The 14,514-nt window shown below is 62.9% G+C and carries 16 protein-coding genes; 5 read left to right on the forward strand and 11 right to left on the reverse strand.

Annotated features, from left to right (window positions below; all coding sequences use genetic code 11):
• The first annotated feature begins 6 nt into the window (after positions 1–6).
• The gene (locus tag DFS21_RS15440) at positions 7–633 is read left to right on the forward strand and encodes a response regulator transcription factor (RefSeq protein ID WP_110701079.1); all 627 of its coding nucleotides are present in this window, start codon (positions 7–9) and stop codon (positions 631–633) included.
• 13 nt (positions 634–646) lie between these two features.
• Positions 647–3,847: a transporter substrate-binding domain-containing protein gene (locus DFS21_RS15445; protein ID WP_110701077.1), complete on the forward strand. Its 3,201-nt coding sequence runs from the start codon at positions 647–649 to the stop codon at positions 3,845–3,847.
• Between the two features lie 19 nt (positions 3,848–3,866).
• Here the strand turns inward: DFS21_RS15445 and DFS21_RS15450 are convergent, their stop codons facing one another.
• On the reverse strand, positions 3,867–4,019 hold the full coding sequence (locus tag DFS21_RS15450; protein WP_046854586.1) for a DUF3309 family protein: 153 nt from the start codon (positions 4,017–4,019) through the stop codon (positions 3,867–3,869).
• Between the two features lie 211 nt (positions 4,020–4,230).
• Between DFS21_RS15450 and DFS21_RS15455 the strand changes: the two genes are divergently transcribed.
• Positions 4,231–5,043 carry an SDR family oxidoreductase gene (locus DFS21_RS15455; RefSeq protein ID WP_111532607.1) on the forward strand — a complete coding sequence of 271 codons (813 nt, stop codon included), beginning with the start codon at positions 4,231–4,233 and terminating at the stop codon, positions 5,041–5,043.
• Positions 5,044–5,170: 127 nt separating this feature from the next.
• The gene (locus DFS21_RS15460; RefSeq protein ID WP_102684290.1) at positions 5,171–5,356 is read left to right on the forward strand and encodes a carbon storage regulator; all 186 of its coding nucleotides are present in this window, start codon (positions 5,171–5,173) and stop codon (positions 5,354–5,356) included.
• Between the two features lie 7 nt (positions 5,357–5,363).
• Here DFS21_RS15460 and DFS21_RS15465 read toward each other — a convergent pair whose 3' ends face one another.
• The 10 genes from DFS21_RS15465 to DFS21_RS15510 form a co-directional block, all read right to left on the reverse strand.
• Positions 5,364–5,591, reverse strand: coding sequence for a YheU family protein (locus DFS21_RS15465; protein ID WP_023630058.1), 228 nt, complete (start codon positions 5,589–5,591; stop codon positions 5,364–5,366).
• A gap of 119 nt (positions 5,592–5,710) precedes the next feature.
• On the reverse strand, positions 5,711–6,895 hold the full coding sequence (locus DFS21_RS15470) for an osmoprotectant NAGGN system M42 family peptidase (protein ID WP_111532608.1): 1,185 nt from the start codon (positions 6,893–6,895) through the stop codon (positions 5,711–5,713).
• Positions 6,896–6,985: 90 nt separating this feature from the next.
• On the reverse strand, positions 6,986–8,731 hold the full coding sequence (gene ngg, locus DFS21_RS15475) for an N-acetylglutaminylglutamine synthetase (RefSeq protein WP_111532609.1): 1,746 nt from the start codon (positions 8,729–8,731) through the stop codon (positions 6,986–6,988).
• 3 nt (positions 8,732–8,734) lie between these two features.
• Complete coding sequence (locus tag DFS21_RS15480; RefSeq protein ID WP_111532610.1) at positions 8,735–10,522, reverse strand: N-acetylglutaminylglutamine amidotransferase; 1,788 nt, start codon at positions 10,520–10,522, stop codon at positions 8,735–8,737.
• Between the two features lie 36 nt (positions 10,523–10,558).
• Positions 10,559–11,749, reverse strand: a complete 1,191-nt coding sequence (locus tag DFS21_RS15485; RefSeq protein ID WP_111532611.1) for a site-specific integrase — start codon at positions 11,747–11,749, stop codon at positions 10,559–10,561.
• 275 nt (positions 11,750–12,024) lie between these two features.
• Entirely contained in the window at positions 12,025–12,216 is a 192-nt protein-coding gene (locus tag DFS21_RS15490) for a hypothetical protein (RefSeq protein ID WP_096048485.1), read from the reverse strand.
• Complete coding sequence (locus DFS21_RS15495; RefSeq protein ID WP_096048484.1) at positions 12,213–12,431, reverse strand: YlcI/YnfO family protein; 219 nt, start codon at positions 12,429–12,431, stop codon at positions 12,213–12,215. The genes DFS21_RS15490 and DFS21_RS15495 overlap by 4 nt, the downstream gene beginning before the upstream one ends.
• Positions 12,421–12,600: a carbon storage regulator gene (locus tag DFS21_RS15500; protein WP_111532612.1), complete on the reverse strand. Its 180-nt coding sequence runs from the start codon at positions 12,598–12,600 to the stop codon at positions 12,421–12,423. The genes DFS21_RS15495 and DFS21_RS15500 overlap by 11 nt, the downstream gene beginning before the upstream one ends.
• A gap of 89 nt (positions 12,601–12,689) precedes the next feature.
• Positions 12,690–13,079 carry a LuxR C-terminal-related transcriptional regulator gene (locus DFS21_RS15505; protein WP_157763501.1) on the reverse strand — a complete coding sequence of 130 codons (390 nt, stop codon included), beginning with the start codon at positions 13,077–13,079 and terminating at the stop codon, positions 12,690–12,692.
• Between the two features lie 155 nt (positions 13,080–13,234).
• Positions 13,235–14,005: a helix-turn-helix transcriptional regulator gene (locus DFS21_RS15510; protein WP_111532614.1), complete on the reverse strand. Its 771-nt coding sequence runs from the start codon at positions 14,003–14,005 to the stop codon at positions 13,235–13,237.
• An 86-nt stretch (positions 14,006–14,091) separates the two neighbouring features.
• Between DFS21_RS15510 and DFS21_RS27305 the strand changes: the two genes are divergently transcribed.
• Positions 14,092–14,397, forward strand: coding sequence for a Cro/CI family transcriptional regulator (locus DFS21_RS27305; protein ID WP_111532615.1), 306 nt, complete (start codon positions 14,092–14,094; stop codon positions 14,395–14,397).
• Positions 14,398–14,514 lie beyond the last annotated feature (117 nt).

Genomic DNA, 14,514 nt, shown 5'->3' on the forward strand with positions numbered 1-14,514 from the left:
AACACTATGCACACAGCCCTGGTGGTCGACGACCATCCCTTCATCCGCAGCACCGTCTGCATGCTGCTGCGCCAGCAACGCCTGGAGATCATCGGCCAGGCCGACAATGGCATCGACGCGGTGCGCCTGGCCCGTGAGCAGGCGCCGGACCTGGTGATTCTCGATATCGCCATGCCGGGCCTGGACGGGCTGGAAGTGATCGCCCGGATCAAGGCGCTGGGGACGCGCACGCGTATCGTGGTACTGACCTCGCAATTGGCCGAGTCCTACTCATTGCGTTGCATGCAGGCCGGGGCCGTTGGGTATGTGTCCAAAACCGATGACCTCGATGAACTCGGCAAAGCGGTGCGCGCCGTGCTGTCTGGCTACAGCTACTTTCCCGAAGTTGCGCTCAGCTCGGTCAACCGCCAGGACCTGCAGACAACCGAGGCACAGTGCATCGCCAGTTTGACCGATCGCGAGCTGATGGTCCTGCAGCACCTGGCGCGAGGCTATAGCAACAAGGCCATCGGCGAGGCCATGTTGCTGAGCAACAAGACCATCAGCACCTACAAGATTCGCCTGCTGGAAAAGCTGCGACTCAGCTCGTTGATCGACCTGGCGGATTTCGCCCGTCGCAACGCGCTCATCTGAGCGCTGTAGTCCCGTGTTCCTGCGTGCCTTGCTGATAGGGATACTGGGGTGTCTGAGCTACCTGCCAACCTGCGCCGCCGTGCAACTGCATGCGCGTCCCGCCCCGCAGACGCTGCCGCCGGTCCTGGACAACGCGCAGCTGCGCTGGCTGTGGGAGCACCGCGAGTTGCGCCTGGGCGTGATCGCCCGTGACAACCCACCGTTCGACATGCTCACCACGGGGCAGGCGTATGAGGGCATCACCGCCGACTACGTCGGGCTGCTGGCGAGCCAACTGCGTCTTGAAGTGCAGCTGCAGGTGTTTGCATCGTTCGCCGAGGCGGCCGCTGCCCTGCGCCAAGGCAGTATCGACCTGCTCGGGTCCGTCAGCCCGCAGCAGGCGCTCGAGGCAGGTTTGCATCTGTCAGCGCCCTATGCCCAGGACCGCCCCTTGCTGATCGTCCCGCAGCAGCATGCGCGGGAGCGGATCCGCAGCGGCGCCCGCTTCAGGTTGGCGCTGGTCGACGGGTACCGTCCGCGTCAACAGGTTCAGGCGTTGTATCCCTTGGCCGAAATCCAGCTCCATCCCTCGCCCTTCAGTGCCTTGGCGGCGCTCGCGCTGGGTGATGCCGACCTTTATCTGGGCAGCACGCTGGGAAGCCGTTATCTCCTGGGCCGCAATCAATGGAACGGTGCCGAAGAAATTGGCCATGCAGCCCTGGCGCGCCAAGCTGTCGGTTTTGCCATGGCCCGTGACAACAAGGCGTTGATCGGCCTGGTTGATCGAGTACTGGAAGGCCTCGGCGATCAGCATGCGGATGTTCACGAGCGTTGGCATGCACGACCTGCTGTCGTGCACAGGTCGCCAGGCATCCCGCTGAGCGATGCCGAGCAGCACTGGCTGGCCGAAAACCCACGCATCAAAGTGCTGGTGAATGAGCAGGCAATGCCCTTGAGCTACCGCGATGGTAAAGGGCAACTGCAAGGGCTGAGCCTCGATCTGTTGCAATTGCTTGGCCGGCGAACGGGCCTGGAGTTTCAGGCCGAGGCAGGCGGCACCGCGGCACAGATGGTCGAGCAGGTACTCATGGGAAAGGCACAATTGATTGCCGGCCTGCCCTACAGCCCGGCGCGTGGAGAGCGCCTGCGATTCAGTCGTGGCTATCTGAGCTCTGCGTATGTGCTGGTGATGCAGGGGCACGCCGAGCGGCCAGATGATCTGGCCCAACTGGACGGGCGCCGGCTGGCACTGGAGGAAGGCAGCGTGGCCCAGGAGCTGCTGGCCCAGGCGTACCCGAGGGTCCTGCAGTCACCGGTCAGTGGTGCGCTGGAGGCGGTGCACGCGGTGGCCGCCGGCAGGGTCGCGGCAGCCGTGCTTCCTCTCGACCAGGCCCGGTTGCTGGTTGCGCGCTGGTACCCGGGGCGGCTGCGAATCAGCAGCCTGGCCTTGCCAGCGGCGCATTTCGCGTTCGCCAGCAGCCCGGGGGCGGTCCATCTCCAGAGCATCCTCGACAAGGCGTTGCTCGACCTGGCCCCGCGCGAAATCGATGCGCTGGTCCGGCGTTGGCGCAGCCCGCTGATCGTTGCCGCCAGTGCCTGGCAGCGGTACCGGACCCACCTGCTGCTGGGATTTCTCGGCGCTTTTGCTGCACTGGTCGTGGCGTTGCTGTGGATCCGCTACCTGCGCCGTCTGCAGGTGCAGCTGCGGCGGGCCAAGAGAGGGGCCGAGGCGGCAAACCACGCCAAGACCCATTTCCTGGCAGCCATGAGCCATGAAATCCGCACGCCGCTGCATGCCCTGCTGGGCATGCTGGAGCTTGCCCAGCGCAAGGCGGGCCAGGGCGTGCTCGATCATTTGGCCATCGAGGTGGCCGCCGACGCTGCCCGGGGACTGCAGGAACTGATCGGCGATATCCTCGACGTAACCCGCATCGAGGCGGGCGAGTTGCAGTTGACGCCGACCGTGGCATGCCTGCGCGAACAAGTGACGCAGGTTATCCAGTTGTTCGACCAACAGGCCCGTGGCAAGGGATTGCGGCTCGACCTCACTGTTGAGGGCGAGGTTGACCGCCCGGTGCTGCTTGACCCGGTGCGCTTCCGGCAGGTGTTGGCCAATCTGTTGAGCAATGCGATCAAGTTCACCCCGCAGGGGCGGGTACAGGTGAGCATTTTTGCTCAGCCCCGCGGCGATTGCCTGGTGGCGCGCCTGATCGTCGATGACACCGGTATCGGCATTGCCAAGGCCGAATTGGCCCAGCTGGGCCAGCCCTTTCGCCAGGCCAGCAACCAGTGCCAGTCGCCGCGCAGCAGCACGGGGCTTGGCTTGGGCATCTGCCACAGCTTGTGCCAGTTGATGGGCGGCCACTTGCAGTTGAACAGCGAGCTGGGCAGGGGCACCCAGGCGCAAATCCACCTCGAGCTGCCGATCCACCCGCTGGATCTGTCAGTGCCTGTGGTAGCACCACCCAGCGATGTCCCGGTGGATGAACTACCGCTGCGCGTGCTGGTGGTGGACGACTACCCGGCCAATCGAGTGCTGTTGGCTCAGCAGCTCGACTACCTGGGGCATCAGGCCCGGGTTGCCGAAGATGGGGCGCAGGCCCTACGGCTGTGGTTGAACGAGCACTTCGATGTCGTCATCAGCGATTGCAGCATGCCGCGACTCGACGGCTACGGCCTGGCCAGGGCGATTCGCCTGCATGAGCGGCGCAGGGGCCGGACAGCGTGTCGGCTAGTCGGGCTTACCGCCAGCGCGTTGGCGGACGAACGGCGGCGCTGCCGTGCTGCAGGCATGGATGACTGCCTGTTCAAACCCCTCGGATTGCAGGCACTGATTGGCGCACTGGGCGGCAGTGTTGCCCGGCAGGGCAAGCGGCTGCCGGATGGGGAGGCGCGCAAGGCGGTATTCGATTTCGAGCATCTGCGACAGTTGGCGGACAATGACCAGGGCGCGTTGGAGGCAGTGCTGGCCGATCTGCGTCGCAGCAATCGTGATGATCTGACCCGCTTGGCGGAGTCAGGCGAGGACCCAAAGGCCCTGGCTGCCTTGGCACATCGGGTCAAGGGCGGCGCACGCATCTTGCGCGCGGGCGACCTGATCAGCGCCTGCGAGCGGCTAGAGGCCAGTTGTGCGAGCGAACCCTTGCATCTTGAGCGACTGCACCGTGATGTCCAGGTCTTGCATGCGGTTATGCAAGACCTGGAGCACTATCTGGGCAGCCGCGCTCAGGCCTGAGCGTCATGCCAAGGCAGGTTCATATCCTGCCCAGCAACAAGAGAATCAGCAGGACCACCAGCACCACGCCGATGATGCCGGACGGGCCGTAACCCCATGAACGGGAGTGAGGGAAGACCGGTAAGCCACCGATCAGCAGCAGGATCAGGATGATGATGAGGATCGTGGTCATGGCGGAGTCCTTGCGTGATGGAAGGGCTGGAGCGCAGCGGTAGCCGCTTAATGGTTCCGACCGGTGCCCTTGGCTAAAAATTCAATCAGCCTGCCTGGCGATTGAATTGCTTGCCACCCGATACTGGCGTATTCAGCAATTTGATGCCGTACCGGCAGCCAGGGTGTTGTGGCTAGACTCCAGTCATTACCACTGTTCAAGGCGCTCCACCATGCACAACCGAATGATGATCACTGGCGCAGGCTCCGGCCTTGGCCGCGAGATTGCCCTGCGCTGGGCCCGTGATGGCTGGCAGCTGGCCCTGGCAGACGTCAATGAGGCGGGTTTGCGCGAAACCCTGGCTTTGGTGCGCCAGGCCGGTGGCGACGGTTTCATCCAGCGCTGCGATGTGCGCGACTACAGCCAGCTCACAGCCCTGGCCCAGGCCTGCGAGGAAAAGTTCGGCGGCATCGATGTGATCGTCAACAACGCCGGGGTGGCCTCGGGCGGCTTCTTCGCCGATTTGTCCCTGGAAGACTGGGACTGGCAGATCGCGGTCAACCTGATGGGCGTGGTCAAGGGCTGCAAGGCGTTCCTGCCACAGCTCGAACGCAGCCGCGGGCGGATCATCAACATCGCTTCGATGGCGGCGCTGATGCAGGGGCCGGGCATGAGCAACTACAACGTGGCCAAGGCCGGTGTGCTGGCGCTGTCCGAAAGCCTGCTGGTGGAGCTGCGCCAGGTGGAGGTGGCGGTGCATGTGGTGTGCCCGTCGTTTTTCCACACCAACCTGCTCGACTCGTTCCGTGGGCCGGACCCGGCGATGAAGGCGCAAGTGGGCAAGTTGCTGGAAGGCTCGCCGATCAATGCGGCCGACATCGCCGAGTATATTCATGAGCGGATGGCTGCCGACGAGTTCCTGATCCTTCCCCATGAAGCCGGGCGTCAGGCCTGGAAACTCAAGTGTCAGGCACCTGAGCGGCTATACGACGAAATGGCGGACATGGCGGTCAAAATGCGGGCAAAGTCACGTAAAGCTAACTAATCAGAGAATTTCTGTAGGCTTTCTTTACCTTCACAAGTAGGAAATGTCTATTTCTGCGGCGAAGGATTGAGTAGGCGAAAGCTGGCGAGGCAGTCTCCGATTTTCCCTTGAGCGAGAGGCAACGGAGATGCTGGTTATCGGACGCGAAGTGGGCGAGGTCATCGTCATTGACGGGGGCATCCGGATTCAGGTGATGTCGGTGGAGAACGGCCAGGTGCGCTTCGGCATCTGCGCACCTCGAGAGGTGGAGGTGCACCGGGTAGAAGTCTACAAACGTATCAAGGCCCTGGAACTGGAGAAGCAGCGAGCCTGATGAGCCGTTACTCCAGCAGTTCCCGTGGTACTTCATGCCGGGCCAGCAACTGGCATTGCTGGCTTTCCAGGTCGAACAGGATGAACGCCTGCCCCTTGGCCAGCGCCTGGCGTACCCGCAGCACTCGGGTTTCCAGCGGCGTGTCGTCGCCATTGTCGGTGCCGTCGCGGGTGACGAAGTCCTCGATCAGGCGGGTGAGGGTTTCGCTTTCGAGTTGGTCGTGGGGGATCAGCATGGGTTTGCGCAGTGGTGATGGGGATGTGCGCATGCTACGTGAAATCCTCTGTCATGCGCAGTCGATTGGCGTAGGAAGCCTGTGCAGGAGCGGCGCAGCGCCGCTCCTGCAGATTGCTCTCAGCCCTTGTTGCCCACCAGGCTGTCCACCGCCGGCACCCGGGTGTCGCTTTCCATCTGCGCATCGTGCTCCAGCTGGTGGCTGAAGCGCTCCAGAGACGCACTGGCTGGCTGCGAGTCGCTGGCGAACACCGGGGGGCTGAGCAGGTAGGCGCCCAGCAGCCGGCTGAGCGCCGCCAGGCTGTCGATATGGGTGCGCTCATAGCCGTGAGTGGCATCGCAGCCGAAGGCCACCAGGGCGGTGCGGATATCATGCCCTGCGGTCACCGCCGAGTGGGCGTCGCTGAAGTAATAGCGGAACAGGTCGCGGCGCACCGGCAGGTCGCGGTCGCCGGCCAGTTTCAGAAGGTGGCGCGACAGGTGATAGTCGTAGGGCCCCGACGAGTCCTGCATCGCCACACTCACCGCGTGCTCGCTGGATGCCTGTCCCGGTGCCACGGGTGCGATGTCGATGCCGACGAATTCGCTGACATCCCAGGGCAGGGCGGCCGCGGCACCCGAGCCGGTCTCCTCGGTGATGGTGAACAGCGGGTGGCAGTCGATCAGCGGCTGCCGGCCACTTTCGACCACGGCCTTGAGCGCCGCCAGCAACGCAGCGACACCGGCCTTGTCGTCCAGGTGGCGTGCGCTGATATGGCCGCTTTCGGTGAACTCCGGCAAGGGGTCGAAGGCGACGAAGTCGCCGATGGCGATGCCCAGTGCTTCGGCGTCGGCGCGGGTGCTGCAGTAGGCGTCCAGGCGCACCTCCACATGCTCCCAGCTGATCGGCATCTGGTCGATGGCGGTGTTGAAGGCGTGCCCGCTGGCCATCAGCGGCAGTACGCTGCCGCGGTACACGCCGGTGTCGGTGAACACGCTGACCCGGCTGCCCTCGGCGAAGCGGCTCGACCAGCAGCCCACCGGCGCCAGGGCCAGGCGGCCATTGTCCTGCAACTGGCGGACGCTGGCGCCGATGGTGTCCAGGTGCGCCGAAACGGCACGGTCAGGCGAGCTCTGGCGGCCCTTGAGGGTAGCGCGGATGGTGCCGCGACGGGTCAGCTCGAAGGGGATGCCCAGTTCATCCAGGCGCTCGGCAACGTAGCGCACGATGGTGTCGGTGAAGCCGGTGGGGCTGGGGATGGCGAGCATTTCCAGCAGGACGCGTTTGAGGTAGTCGAGATCGGGTTCGGGGTGTTTCTCAGGCATCAGGATCACTCCTTCGTTTCGAGGGCCTCATCGCGGGGCAAGCCCGCTCCCACGCAATCACGTGGGAGCGGGCTTGCCCCGCGATGGATTTCAGGCCAAAGCCCGGCTATGCGGGAACAACAAGTCGACGAAGCGCTCGGCCGTCGGTTGCGGCTCATGATTGGCCAGCCCGGCGCGCTCATTCGCTTCGATGATCACGTAGTCCGGGTGCTCGGCATCGCGGACCATGAAGTCCAGGCCGACCACAGGGATCTCCAGGGCGCGGGCGGCGCGCACGGCGGCGTCGGCCAGCACCGGGTGCAGGCGTTCGGTGACATCCTCCAGGGTGCCGCCAGTATGCAGGTTGGCGGTGCGGCGCACGGCCAGGCGTTGCCCGGTGGGGAGGATGTCGTCGTAACCCAGGCCCGCGCCTTTGAGCGTACGTTCGGTTTCGTCATCCAGCGGAATGCGGCTCTCGCCGCCCGTGGCGGCCTGGCGCCGACGGCTCTGCGCTTCGATCAGTGCACGGATGCTGTGCTTGCCGTCGCCGACCACCTGCGCCGGGTGACGGATCGCTGCCGCCACCACTTCGAAGCCGATCACCAGGATGCGCAGGTCGCAGCCGGCATGGAAGCTCTCCAGCAGCACACGGCTGTCGAAGCGCCTGGCCTGCTCCACGGCATGGCTGACTTCATCGATCGTCGTGAGGTTGACCGCCACCCCTTGGCCCTGCTCGCCATCAACCGGCTTGACCACCACTGCGCCATGTTCGTCGAGAAACGCCAGGTTGTCGTCGGCATTGCCCGCCAGCTGTTGCGCCGGCACCTGCAGCCCGGCATTGTGCAGGGCGTGGCGGGTCAGGCGCTTGTCCTGGCACAGGGTCATGGTCACGGCGCTGGTCAGGTCGCTCAACGATTCGCGACAGCGGATCCGCCGCCCGCCCAGGCTGAGGGTGAACAAGCCGCTGGCGGCATCGTCGACCTGCACCTCGATGCCGCGCCGCAGCGCTTCGTCGACGATGATCCGCGCATAGGGGTTGAGCGTCGCCTCGGGGCCAGGGCCGAGGAACAGTTGCTGGTTGATGCCGTTCTTGCGCTTGATGGCGAAGGTCGGCAGGTTGCGAAAGCCGAGCTTCTTGTACAGCCGTTTGGCCTGGCGGTTGTCGTGCAACACCGACAGGTCGAGGCAGGCCAGGCCGCGGCTCATGAAGTGCTCTATGAGGTGGCGTACCAGCACTTCGCCGACGCCGGGCCGCGTGCACTGCGGGTCCACCGCCAGGCACCACAGGCTGCAGCCGTGTTCGGGATCGTCGAAGGCCTTGCTGTGGTCCAGGCCCATGACGCTGCCGATCACCGCCTGGCTGTCCTCGTCCTCGGCCAGCCAGTACACCGGCCCGCCGAGCTCGCGCGGGGTAAGCAGCTCAGGGTCGACCGGCAGCATGCCACGGGCCTGGTACAACGTGTTGATTGCCTGCCAGTCCGCCGGGCCCTGCGCCCGGCGGATGCGGAAGCCGCGGAACACCCGTTGCGCGGGGCGGTAGTCGGTGAACCACAGGCGCAAGGTGTCGGAGGGGTCGAGGAACAGTTGCTGCGGGGCCTGGGCCAGCACCTGCTGGGGGGCCGCGACGTACAGGGCGATGTCACGCTCGCCCGCCTGCTCCTGCAGCAGGTCTTCGGCCAGGCTGAGCGGATCGGGGTAGGTATGCCCGATCAGCAGCCGCCCCCAGCCACAGTGCAGCGCCCGTGGCCGGTCGTGAGGCTCGCTGCCATCACCGGCCAGGCGCGCCTGCAGGCGCTCGTAGGATGGCGCCTGGCCGCGCAGCAAGCGCTGGCCGTAGGCGATCTCTTGGGCTTTCATCGGTCAGATTCCTTGTTCGCTGAGCCACAGGTTCAGGGCCGCCAGTTGCCAAAGCTTGGAGCCGCGCAGTGGCGTGAGCTGGCCGTGCGGGTTGCTCAGCAGGCGGTCGAGCATGGCCGGGTCGAACAGGCCGCGATCCTGGCTCGGGTCGGTCAGCAGCTCGCGCACCCAGCCCAGGGTTGCGCCTTCCAGGTGCTTGAGGCCGGGTACTGGGAAGTAGCCCTTCTTGCGGTCGATCACCTCGTGGGGGATGACCCGCCGCGCCGCCTGCTTGAGCACTTGCTTGCCGCCATCAGGCAGCTTGAAGCGCGCCGGGATGCGCGCCGACAGCTCCACCAGGCGGTAGTCGAGGAACGGCGTGCGCGCCTCCAGGCCCCAGGCCATGGTCATGTTGTCGACTCGCTTGACCGGGTCGTCCACCAGCATCACCGTGCTGTCCAGGCGCAGCGCCTTGTCCACCGCGTCCGGCGCGCCGGGGCGGGCGAAGTGTTCGCGCACGAAATCACCTGCCGCGTCGGTATCCAGCCGCCAGGGCGCCTGCACGGTGGCGCGGTACTCGGCGTGGCTGCGGTCGAAGAAAGCCTCGCGATAGGCCGCGAAGGCATCCTCGGCGCCATCGACCTGCGGGTACCAGTGGTAGCCGGCGAACAGTTCGTCGGCACCCTGGCCGCTCTGCACACCCTTGCAATGCTTGGCCACTTCCCGGGACAGCAGGTAGAAGGCGATGCAGTCGTGGCTGACCATCGGTTCGCTCATGGCGCGAAATGCCGCCGGCAGTTGTTCGATGATCTCGTGCTCGGCGATGCGCAACTGGTGGTGACGGGTGCCGTAGTGCCGGGCGATCAGGTCGGAGTACTGGAACTCGTCGCCGCGTTCGCCGCCGGCGTCCTCGAAGCCGATGGAAAAGGTCGACAGGTCGTCTACCCCGGCCTCGCGCAACAGGCCGACCAGCAGGCTGGAATCGACACCGCCGGAGAGCAGCACGCCGACATCCACCGCCGCGCGCTGACGGATGGCCACGGCATCGCGGGTGGCGTCGAGCACGCGGGTGGTCCAACCCTCCAGGTCGAGTTCACGTTCGTCAGGGTTCGGGCCGTAGTGCAGCTGCCACCAGGTCTGTCGCTCGACTTCGCCATGGCGGTCGATGCGCATCCAGGTGCCGGGCTCGAGCTTCTGCACATTGGCCAGCAGGGTGCGCGGCGCGGGCACCACGGCGTGGAAGTTCAGGTAGTGGTTGAGCGCGACCGGGTCGATCACCGGGTCGATATCGCCGCCCTTGAGCAGCGCCGGCAGAGTCGAGGCGAAGCGCAGGCGCTCGCCGTTGCGCGACAGGTACAAGGGTTTGACGCCCAGGCGGTCGCGGGCCAGGAACAGGCGCTGGTTGTCGCGCTCCCAGATGGCCAGGGCGAACATGCCGTTGAGCTTGGGCAGCAGTGCCGCGCCCCAGGCGTGATAGCCCTTGAGCAGCACTTCGGTGTCGCCGTCCGACCAGAAGCGGTAGCCCAGGTCTTGCAGTTCCTGGCGCAGCTCGGGGAAGTTGTAGATGGCCCCATTGAAGGCCAAGGCCAGGCCCAGGTCATTGTCGACCATGGGCTGCGCCGAGCCGTCGGACAGGTCCATGATCTTCAGGCGGCGATGGCCGAGGGCGATCGGGCCCTGGCTATGGAAGCCCCAGGCGTCGGGGCCGCGGGGCGCCAGGTGGTGGGTGATGCGCTCCACCGCGGCGAGGTCCGCCGGGCGAGGGGCTTGGTCGAGGGGGCTGAAACGTAACTCTCCTGCTAATCCGCACATGTAACGTAGACCCTTTGAGTTTCGGCACTCTTGGCGTTACTGGCTTTTAGCTCGTACCACTTTTGTACCACTTTCCAGCATTTTCAGCTTATCAAGCTCAGCCCAGTCGTTAGGCGAGTTGATCCACTTGGCATACGTGGAAAGCAAAACCTGCACGCTATGCCCGAGTTGCGCGGCGATGAATGCCGGGTTCATGCCGGCCATCAGGCACATAGTCGCGTACGTGTGGCGCGTGTCGTACATCCTGCGGCGCCTGATACCAAGCTTCCACAGTGCTGCCAGCCAGTAGCGTTTTTGACTCGTCTCGGAGCGAATGAACATCTCCGAGCGGTCACCCGTCCCACTGGGCGCGAACACGTAATCTGAACGAGCCTCGGTGAGCGGTCTGGCTTTTTCGAGCGCGTGAAGCGCGCGATCGTTCAATAGAACTTTCCGGGTGCGCTTCGTTTTGGTGCGATCCTGGATCATTCCACGGATCTGAATGCGGCACACGTTGGCGGCCTTTCCACGCCTGTCGATCTCGCTCCAGCGCAGGGCCATCACCTCTCCTGGCCGCATTCCGGTGTAGAAGCAGAACTCGAAATAGGCTGCGTAAATGGCCGTTATGCCGTTCGTCGTTTCGTACAGGTGGGCAATGATCGAATCCGCCTCATCTTTCGTGAACGGATCGACCTCGCGCTTGGGCACTTTCGCCCCTGGAATGGACAGTGCAGGGTTTCGGACAATGAGCTCGTCTACTATCGCCTGCTGGAAAATAGACACCAGCAGACCCACGACGCCCTTGCGGCGGATCGGCGAAGTCCATTCAATGTTGTTCATGATCTTGCGCAGTCGTACCGATGTGATTGTATCGATCGGCATTTCGGCCAGGTATGGAATCCAGTACACCTGCAGGGCTGACCTGTAGTTTCGTCGGGTGCCTTCAACGATCTGCAGGCTGTTGAGCCATTCCTGCGCGTAGTCGAAGAAGATCGGAGTTGTCTGCTCCTGCACCGCCACGCTGCGGGTATTGGGGAACAGCTCAGCGTATTTCTCTGCCGTCAGCGCACCGAGCTTATCCAGGCCCTTTACTTGAGAACGTAGACTCGCTGCTGCTGCGATCCCTTTCGCGGTCTGAGGGAGGGGGAGCGTCTCGCAGCACCGCTTCTTGTTCCAGGTGAAGCGAATTCGGATTGAGCGCCCGACAAGCTCGACTCCGGCCGGCAGGTCCACAGGCTTTCGATCCATTCGTCATATCTCCTTTTGCTGTACATGATCCTGCCGTTGATCTTCATCCACACCCAGTTGGGGATGAGTCCTTTCTCGCGCCTGCGCTGTAGCGCCTTCGCTGTGCACCCCACCAACTCCCCCATCCGTTTTTCGGTAACTTTGTCGTGCCCCTGGTCGTCGGGCAGATTCTCCGCTACTCCCATCGCTATTCCTCCTGACTCATAAGGTTGTGGTTGTCACGCCAACGCGCTGCATTGAGCTCAGACGGGGGCCTGGCGCGCTGGAGCGTCATTTCAGCGAGGATGTTCATTGGATGCGCCCTCGGTGTCGGCGACGGCGCGCAGGCGCAGAGTGATACCGCACTCGCGGGCCAACTGGTTGAGCCGGCCGACACTGGTGGTGCTGTCCTTCAGTGCCTTGCCAAAGCGCACCAGGCGCTCACCCAGGTCCTCGAATTCGTTGCGAGTTGGCTTGCGCTGTGTCATGGCTGCCCGCCTCTGATTTCTGCCGCTTGGGTGAGCACATTGAGAAGAACGTTGGCGCGCGCAGTTCGATCGAGGTATTCGCGGATCGCTTTCACAATCAGCGAATTCATCGAGCGATCATCTGCATCTGCTGCGTGGGCCACTTGGTCGCGCAAGCCATCTGGCAGTCGGACCACGAACTTGTCAGCCTCCCGGGAACCGTATTCAAAGGCCATGACCAGCCTCCTGCAGCTTGCGCTGACGAACTTCGGTTCGGTCGATCGGCACGCCTTTTGGAGCTTCAACGCCGATGCGCACGATGGAGCCGTTCACCTCCAGCACTCTCACGGTGATGCCGTCGCCGATGACAATCGACTGGCCTTCTTTTCGGGATAGACACAACATGGTGATGCTCCTTTTCCAGACAAGCCGAGGGCCTGCCGCGATTTATGGCATTCGCAAAAATTGAGGTTGATCAGATCAGGTTGAAAGTTTTACGCCGTAACAAAGGTGCATTCGATACGCCGGCTAGCTACACGGTTTTCCACCTTCCGTTCTCCGTCGCCTCCGCCTCGACGGGTCCTAATGAGGTGTTCATCGCTTAGAGTTGCTTGGCCGATAAACGCCACGCACATGAATACGGATAGCTTTCGGGCAATACCTCGATAGAAAAGCTCGGTGGGCACTGCGGAGCGGCTATTGATGCCGAGCTTGTAAAAGATCCGCTCAATGGATTTCTTGATGGTTGCAGGCGAGCAGTCCAGCTCCTTGGCGATCTCTTTGTTGCCGAGGCCGCAGCAGATGCCAAGCGCTGCTTTCAGTTCTTGAGCGGCAAGCACTCCAACGTTGCCTTCCATGCCTCTGAAGCTGATTACGCTATGCATTTCGCACCTCCGTGTGTGAGCAGACAACCTAAATATAAGCACATTGATATTTGCTGGCAAGCATTTGCTTATATTTTCCATCAATGGGTTGATTTTCTACGGTTGATGGGCACAAAAAAACCCGGCTTAGCCGGGCTTTTGGCAACACGCATGGACTAGAAGAATGATGCGCCCCAGAACACGCGGCCGATGATCTCGATCGACTTCTCAGCCATTTCTTGCGGCGTGTAGATCTCGTCTGGATGCTCGCCCTGATTGAAGCTGCGGAAGCGAACGCCACCGCCCGGTACCCGATACAGGACCTTCACCCGCAGCTGACCATCATGCTTAATGGCGTACATTTTTCCGTCGACAACCTGTCTTTGGCCGATGTTCACCCCAACCGTACTTCCATCGGCCAAGACAGGCTCCATGGAGTTTCCCGATACCACCACACAGACGGCCTGGTCGAACTGGACATTGTGCGCCCGCAGCGAGCGTTTTCCGAATCTGAGCTTTGCAGTAGAGCTTCTTTCAATCACCGTGCGACCGCTTCCTGCAGACAATTCAACCTCTCGAAGAAATGGAATCTCAACCTCGTCATCATCGAGTGGAGTGTCGTCATCCCAGAGTGAAATAGGGTCAAGCCCCGCCGTGACGCCCGCAGAGTTCACCTCGCTAAAGCCTTCTCCATGGCCCTCCCTGGACTGACGCTCACGCTCTTGTCCGTGGCGCTGCACATCCAACATTTCGCCCGTGCCGGTAGCCAGCCACGCGGCTGATACGCCACACGCAGCAGCAACCTGGAAAAGGTATGTAGAACGCTGGGTCTTGCCAGATTCCAGCTGGCTGATCGCAGTCTGGGCTATCCCCACCTTCTCAGCGAGCTGGCTCTGGGTGAGGTTCGCGTGGCTTCTTGCGGCCTTGATTCTTTGAGAGAGATTCATCCGACGATCCTATAAAGATGCTTATTTGCTTGCAAAGAAGTCTGCTTCTGTGCAGCATATAAATTGACTTATCAGAGACCCCTTCGATGGCCCGTTCAATCAGCAGGCTGATACAGCATTTTGGCACCCAGTCGTTGACCGCGAAGGCGCTGGGTGTTTCCCAGGCTACCGTTTCCTATTGGCTTTCTGGGTCCATAAAAATCAGCGCTGAAAAGGCATTTCTTGCGGAGCTCGCCACCGGAGGCGCTGTAAGTGCCGCATCCCTCTGCCCTCTAATTGCTCAGGTCGAAGCCCGCCAGAAGGTGGGTGGATCATCTGGCAAAACTGCCGCCGGCGCACCTGGGCTTAGTGGCTCTGTATGCCCATCCAGTGACATGCGGAGCATCTCATAAAAGTACCTATCTCTCTGTTTTTGCTGTCCGGATAACTTTCGTCGGGCAACAAAAAACCCGCCTGGCAGCGGGTTTCTCTCACTGGTCCCCTGGCAGGGACTCTCTTGAATCTTCGTT

Origin of the sequence: Pseudomonas sp. 2848, from assembly GCF_003253945.1 — a bacterium.
Classification (GTDB): Bacteria; Pseudomonadota; Gammaproteobacteria; order Pseudomonadales; family Pseudomonadaceae; genus Aquipseudomonas.

Bases quoted from the DNA above. Each gene is read 5' to 3' on its own strand.
- DFS21_RS15510 (WP_111532614.1), bottom strand. From the start codon at position 14,005: ATGAATCTCTCTCAAAGAATCAAGGCCGCAAGAAGCCACGCGAACCTC.
- DFS21_RS15495 (WP_096048484.1), bottom strand. From the start codon at position 12,431: ATGGCCTTTGAATACGGTTCCCGGGAGGCTGACAAGTTCGTGGTCCGA.
- DFS21_RS15480 (WP_111532610.1), bottom strand. From the start codon at position 10,522: ATGTGCGGATTAGCAGGAGAGTTACGTTTCAGCCCCCTCGACCAAGCC.
- DFS21_RS15465 (WP_023630058.1), bottom strand. From the start codon at position 5,591: ATGCTGATCCCCCACGACCAACTCGAAAGCGAAACCCTCACCCGCCTG.
- DFS21_RS15470 (WP_111532608.1), bottom strand. From the start codon at position 6,895: ATGCCTGAGAAACACCCCGAACCCGATCTCGACTACCTCAAACGCGTC.
- DFS21_RS27305 (WP_111532615.1), top strand. From the start codon at position 14,092: ATGGCCCGTTCAATCAGCAGGCTGATACAGCATTTTGGCACCCAGTCG.
- DFS21_RS15455 (WP_111532607.1), top strand. From the start codon at position 4,231: ATGCACAACCGAATGATGATCACTGGCGCAGGCTCCGGCCTTGGCCGC.
- DFS21_RS15500 (WP_111532612.1), bottom strand. From the start codon at position 12,600: ATGTTGTGTCTATCCCGAAAAGAAGGCCAGTCGATTGTCATCGGCGAC.
- ngg (WP_111532609.1), bottom strand. From the start codon at position 8,731: ATGAAAGCCCAAGAGATCGCCTACGGCCAGCGCTTGCTGCGCGGCCAG.
- DFS21_RS15450 (WP_046854586.1), bottom strand. From the start codon at position 4,019: ATGACCACGATCCTCATCATCATCCTGATCCTGCTGCTGATCGGTGGC.
- DFS21_RS15485 (WP_111532611.1), bottom strand. From the start codon at position 11,749: ATGGATCGAAAGCCTGTGGACCTGCCGGCCGGAGTCGAGCTTGTCGGG.
- DFS21_RS15460 (WP_102684290.1), top strand. From the start codon at position 5,171: ATGCTGGTTATCGGACGCGAAGTGGGCGAGGTCATCGTCATTGACGGG.
- DFS21_RS15505 (WP_157763501.1), bottom strand. From the start codon at position 13,079: ATGCATAGCGTAATCAGCTTCAGAGGCATGGAAGGCAACGTTGGAGTG.
- DFS21_RS15440 (WP_110701079.1), top strand. From the start codon at position 7: ATGCACACAGCCCTGGTGGTCGACGACCATCCCTTCATCCGCAGCACC.
- DFS21_RS15490 (WP_096048485.1), bottom strand. From the start codon at position 12,216: ATGACACAGCGCAAGCCAACTCGCAACGAATTCGAGGACCTGGGTGAG.